Raw genomic sequence first — 4,249 nt, 5'->3', positions numbered from 1 at the left:
GGTGGGAGCTGCAGTTCGTATTCGTGTTCCAGTTATCGACATTGTTCAACGACCAGCCCGAAGAGGGAGACCGAACAAGAAACCACAGCTTTCAATGCACAACCTTTATGATTTACAAAATTTCTTTTATCAAATCAGAGAAGTTTTCCCAAAAGAAACGTCCTATCGCTCTCGTTCTAAACACACGGCGGGAGCCGCAGCGCGTACACGCGTACCAGCGATCGACAACGTCCACCGACCAGCCCGAAGAGGGAGAGTTGTAGTAGATATTCTCGTACTTATTCTGATTGTCATCTAAATAATCAGCAATCCACGGAGTTTCCTGTCCCTCGTTGTTTAATGATCTAACAACTACATCAATTATATAGTTCTTAATTACGGCGTTTTTGTCAGCTTCATTTTGAAGATGGTCGACGATAGGCATTAATGTAATATTTAATCCTTCAGCGATAAATGCTTTTTCAATTGTGTTAATTGTTGATTCCATTGGTTTTATTTAATTAAGTTGATATAAATTTCTTTGAATGTGTCCCAAGCGTATTGTGCGTGTTCGGGGTCGAGGAACGCAAGGCGGGAGCCGCAGTACGTAAGCGCGAGCCAGTGACCGACATCGGCCAACGACCAGCCCGAAGAGGGAGAGTTAGAAGACTCAGGAGCTGTATAAACATATACATGTACATACTTTCTTTGATTGCTATTTCCCCAGTCCATCACCTCTTTTTTGTCTGCATTGAAGCAACGACTAATTAAAAGTACCTGACGTAGAGCATTGGCTGCTATGTCATCTGGGTCATCGCTGGTGCAGATGTAATCTTTGGGATTTTTACCCATTTCTCTACACACATCATCGAATCCTATAATTCGTTTCATAATGTCCGGCTGAAATGTTTTGATTCCGAAAAGGTTTTCTAACATTACTTTTCTTGGAGATTTGGCTTTAGAATAAGCCTCTAATACTTTGTCCTTTGGGACGGTTAATGTGTCATTCATTTTATTGTTGTTTTAAATTATTTACTGTTTTAATCTTCGTCGTTGTACCTTTTTTGGTTTAACCAAGTCACTAAATGCGCTTTAGCTTGGTTGGTTCTGGCTAGGTTGGTATTGTATTTCTTCAATCGCAAAAAGCATTTTATTTTATCGCCATCGCTTAGTTTGTTCCAAGCTTTCTCTGAAGCTTCTTTTTTTACCTTGAGGTCATATCGCTTCCAAAAATTCTCAAAGGATAAATCAGGCTCGCCAACTTCTACCGTTGTGGTTTTATAAAGCTTTGTCCATTCCTTGATGTGGCTTTCTTTCCAGGGGAATTTTCCATTGAGGTATAAAAACTTTTCTTGCTTCTCTGACAAATCGCCTTCCATTACATTGAAGTAAATTAAAATGCCGGTTAAATTGTATTTAAACTGCCAGACACTTCCTGACTGCATTTTTACCGTGTAAGTCGTGTCGAGTGCCATTATATAATCGTTTCAAGGTTATAATAGATTTGGATTCCTAGCTTAGAGGCTTTTCTATGCTCAATCATTGCGCCTTTACTGTCTATGTAACACGGCAGCATATAAATAGCATCGCAGTACTCCAAGGCTTCGAGGCATTTATTCATTGCCACGTCCCAGTCTTCTTTTGGGTTGTTTATGAGTTCAATTGGATTAATGACATCGAATCCTTTTGCTTCGAGTTCTTCTTGAGCTTCTTTGAATTTGAGAGCGGTTGGTTCTAGAAGCAGCCCGGTTACTTTCCCGGCTATGTAAATTGTTTTTGTCATAATTTATATTAGTTTTTGATGTAAATCATTGCTTAATTTAAATAAATCGTTGTATGCTTTTTCTTCTTTAGGAATGTTGGGCAATGACATTTGAATGAACGTGTGCATCGAGGCTGCTTCGTGATATTTCAACTCCAAACCGATTGTTTTTTTAGCGTTGAATAAATCGGCACTTTTTATGATTTTTCGATACCGAACGTGAATTTTATCGGCAACATCTTCCAAAACTGATTTAACCACTTTGTTGCTTATTGCTGTCGGCTTAAAATCAACTAATTGTTCCATCAGCTTTTCGAGTGCCATTATTTGGTCGGGCGTGACTTTGGTTTTTATAGGTTTCATATCAACATTCTGTTTTTGGCTTAGTTAATTGTTCCTGGCATTCTATGCAAAATTCGGCGGCGGTTTCGCAGCCACAAACGGCGGTTAGAACTCTTGTTTCGGCTATGTCGTGAGGACAAACCTCGGTGATACTATATTTCGCTTCCATGATACAAGCCACAATTTGAACAATAAAACCGTCCGTTTTTTTCCTTTACCGGCATTTCGATTTCGCATTCAAAACAATACAGGTCATTTTCCATTTGATTATCAGCATCCATCATATCTAGTGCGCTTCCAACTCCAACAAAAAGGCCTATAAAAAACACGCCACCTAGAACCAGTAAGGCAACTCCTATTATTACTATATTTTCTAACATCTTATTTATTTTTTAAATTGAATTTTTCCAAATTGCCACACCGTCCAAAGCCTTGATTATTTTTGAGACTTCTAGCGATGTCATTTTTTTTAAAGGCTTATTAACTGGCGATTTATTGCTCTTTAAAAACTGGTTAAACCAACCTTCCATATCGGCAACTTCGCCCCACTTTTCATTTTTTACCACTATATTGGCAGTTCGTAAAGTGGCAAGTATTCGCTTGTGTTGGCTATTGTTGTTGTTGAATAACCCCCAGTTTTCTTCCTTCTTAGTCGGTAGTGATGGTTGTTTTTCTTGCCTGAAATAATCAGCAATTGCGCTCCCTTCACCGCTATATGCGCATGGACTTCTTTTAGTTGTTGTCATAATTTTAAAGTTGTTTTTTTAATTCTGCTTTACTTTTGAAGGCATCGGACTGATCTAGTTCTATCCTGACGCTCGTTTTGTCTTTATGGTAGAAAACAACATATTTCAAAATGATTTCTTTTTTTGATCCAAAAAGGATGAAATCACGAACAATGCCGTCTTGTACTTTTCGATTTTCGATAAAGAAAACTTTGTCGTCAATATCAAAATCTAATGTGATTGTTTTCATATTTAAAATCTATTGCTCCAGAGGCGGGATTCGAACCCGCAGGAACCGTCAGGCTCTGGAAACTGAATTAACCTAAACCTTGTAAGTTGCTTTCGTGTGTGTTTTGAATCTTGGATTGTCAATTACTGCCGTTTTATACCTCCTGAATGCTCGAAGTTCCATATCTGACATATCAGTTCTTGAAATCCATTGTTCAGTACTGTCTTTAAAAACAGTATGCCCATTTACGTTGTAGCTTTCGTGGTCAGTCAATGGAATTATTGTTATAGTCATTTTCAAGTTTTTTAAATAAAATTCTTAGTTTAAAGCGAAGCCATTCCAGATACAGTCGAATGCCCTTTCCGTTCACGACTAGTAGCAGAACCGCTAATAGTACTATGGTACTGATGTAGGGATTACTCGGTTGCATCAGTTTCTATAATTGGTTCGTTGTAAAACTCAAAGGCATATCCTTTAGAAAAGTCAACGGCCGACATCGATAGTGGTATTGGTGTTTTTTCTTTGTTGTCATTGATTAAATTGGCTTCTACAAACCAAACAGAACGAACAGGCTTGTATGACTTTGAAATAATGTCAACACCATCAGTAAACTCTTCATTATTGAATTTTGCCGTTAGTTTTTGAAGTTCTAAAACTCGACTGCCTTTTAAATTGCCTTTAGCATCTTTTTTTAGCAATGTAAAAACACCCTCTACTAATGCTTCGGTTTCAGGGTTTTTTGCCAATGAAGTAATAAACTTTTCAACTTTCGCAATCCCTGTATTAGCCGTATCATCCCAACCGTCAGTAATTCTGTAGCCGATTTGTATTTCGCCCATATCACAGGAGAAAGTATGTGATTGTTGCTTTTCTTTGATGCCATAGACATCGGCTTTTAATTTTAAAATATCTTCGAAAAATTGAAACGCTTCGGTTTTGGCATTCGACAATATTTCAGATGCAAGGCAAAGTTTAAAAATAGCTTTAGGTACTGTTTGCTCTACAAGTTCTTTGTATGCGTTACGGTCATCGTCTTTTTTAGATTCGATTTTTGCAAGAGCATCCTTTAACTCTTGAGCTGTAAATTCAGTTATTGATTTTACTGGTTTTTCTTGTGTTTCTGTGTTCATTTTAATTGGTTATTAAATTAATATCTATTACTTTTTGAGTGATGAAGCGGATTTTGCTCTCTAGCTTTGGCGGGCATTTGTA

10 protein-coding genes are annotated in these 4,249 nt (G+C 37.7%); all 10 read right to left on the bottom strand.

The window, feature by feature from the left end; all coding sequences use genetic code 11:
- Nucleotides 1–112: 112 nt before the first annotated feature.
- The 10 genes from IR213_RS15830 to IR213_RS15785 all read right to left on the bottom strand — a co-directional run bounded on the left by IR213_RS15830 (nt 113) and on the right by IR213_RS15785 (nt 4,167).
- Nucleotides 113–487: a hypothetical protein gene (locus IR213_RS15830; RefSeq protein ID WP_194313262.1), complete on the bottom strand. Its 375-nt coding sequence runs from the start codon at nt 485–487 to the stop codon at nt 113–115.
- Between the two features lie 5 nt (nt 488–492).
- Nucleotides 493–990, bottom strand: a complete 498-nt coding sequence (locus IR213_RS15825) for a hypothetical protein (RefSeq protein WP_194313261.1) — start codon at nt 988–990, stop codon at nt 493–495.
- Between the two features lie 29 nt (nt 991–1,019).
- Nucleotides 1,020–1,454 carry a hypothetical protein gene (locus IR213_RS15820; protein ID WP_194313260.1) on the bottom strand — a complete coding sequence of 145 codons (435 nt, stop codon included), beginning with the start codon at nt 1,452–1,454 and terminating at the stop codon, nt 1,020–1,022.
- Nucleotides 1,454–1,762 (bottom strand): DUF4406 domain-containing protein, encoded by a 309-nt coding sequence (locus IR213_RS15815; protein WP_194313259.1) that lies wholly within the window; start codon nt 1,760–1,762, stop codon nt 1,454–1,456. The genes IR213_RS15820 and IR213_RS15815 overlap by 1 nt, the downstream gene beginning before the upstream one ends.
- Before the next feature lie 3 nt (nt 1,763–1,765).
- Nucleotides 1,766–2,104 (bottom strand): hypothetical protein, encoded by a 339-nt coding sequence (locus tag IR213_RS15810; RefSeq protein ID WP_194313258.1) that lies wholly within the window; start codon nt 2,102–2,104, stop codon nt 1,766–1,768.
- 131 nt (nt 2,105–2,235) lie between these two features.
- On the bottom strand, nt 2,236–2,463 hold the full coding sequence (locus tag IR213_RS15805) for a hypothetical protein (protein WP_194313257.1): 228 nt from the start codon (nt 2,461–2,463) through the stop codon (nt 2,236–2,238).
- Nucleotides 2,464–2,475: 12 nt separating this feature from the next.
- A complete protein-coding gene (locus IR213_RS15800; protein ID WP_194313256.1) occupies nt 2,476–2,829 on the bottom strand; it encodes a hypothetical protein in 354 nt (117 codons plus the stop codon).
- A 4-nt stretch (nt 2,830–2,833) separates the two neighbouring features.
- Nucleotides 2,834–3,058, bottom strand: a complete 225-nt coding sequence (locus tag IR213_RS15795; protein WP_194313255.1) for a hypothetical protein — start codon at nt 3,056–3,058, stop codon at nt 2,834–2,836.
- Between the two features lie 72 nt (nt 3,059–3,130).
- Entirely contained in the window at nt 3,131–3,331 is a 201-nt protein-coding gene (locus IR213_RS15790; RefSeq protein ID WP_194313254.1) for a hypothetical protein, read from the bottom strand.
- A 122-nt stretch (nt 3,332–3,453) separates the two neighbouring features.
- Complete coding sequence (locus IR213_RS15785; protein WP_194313253.1) at nt 3,454–4,167, bottom strand: DUF3164 family protein; 714 nt, start codon at nt 4,165–4,167, stop codon at nt 3,454–3,456.
- Between the last annotated feature and the right edge of the window lie 82 nt (nt 4,168–4,249).

The sequence above is a fragment of the Flavobacterium soyangense genome (assembly GCF_015277675.1).
Classification (GTDB): domain Bacteria; phylum Bacteroidota; class Bacteroidia; order Flavobacteriales; family Flavobacteriaceae; genus Flavobacterium; species Flavobacterium soyangense.
The sequence above is the reverse complement of the archived record's forward strand: the minus strand, read 5'-3'. Positions and strand labels throughout refer to the sequence as shown.

Coding starts and splice junctions, on each gene's coding strand:
- IR213_RS15830 (WP_194313262.1), bottom strand. CDS start 487: ATGGAATCAACAATTAACACAATTGAAAAAGCATTTATCGCTGAAGGA.
- IR213_RS15825 (WP_194313261.1), bottom strand. CDS start 990: ATGAATGACACATTAACCGTCCCAAAGGACAAAGTATTAGAGGCTTAT.
- IR213_RS15820 (WP_194313260.1), bottom strand. CDS start 1,454: ATGGCACTCGACACGACTTACACGGTAAAAATGCAGTCAGGAAGTGTC.
- IR213_RS15815 (WP_194313259.1), bottom strand. CDS start 1,762: ATGACAAAAACAATTTACATAGCCGGGAAAGTAACCGGGCTGCTTCTA.
- IR213_RS15810 (WP_194313258.1), bottom strand. CDS start 2,104: ATGAAACCTATAAAAACCAAAGTCACGCCCGACCAAATAATGGCACTC.
- IR213_RS15805 (WP_194313257.1), bottom strand. CDS start 2,463: ATGTTAGAAAATATAGTAATAATAGGAGTTGCCTTACTGGTTCTAGGT.
- IR213_RS15800 (WP_194313256.1), bottom strand. CDS start 2,829: ATGACAACAACTAAAAGAAGTCCATGCGCATATAGCGGTGAAGGGAGC.
- IR213_RS15795 (WP_194313255.1), bottom strand. CDS start 3,058: ATGAAAACAATCACATTAGATTTTGATATTGACGACAAAGTTTTCTTT.
- IR213_RS15790 (WP_194313254.1), bottom strand. CDS start 3,331: ATGACTATAACAATAATTCCATTGACTGACCACGAAAGCTACAACGTA.
- IR213_RS15785 (WP_194313253.1), bottom strand. CDS start 4,167: ATGAACACAGAAACACAAGAAAAACCAGTAAAATCAATAACTGAATTT.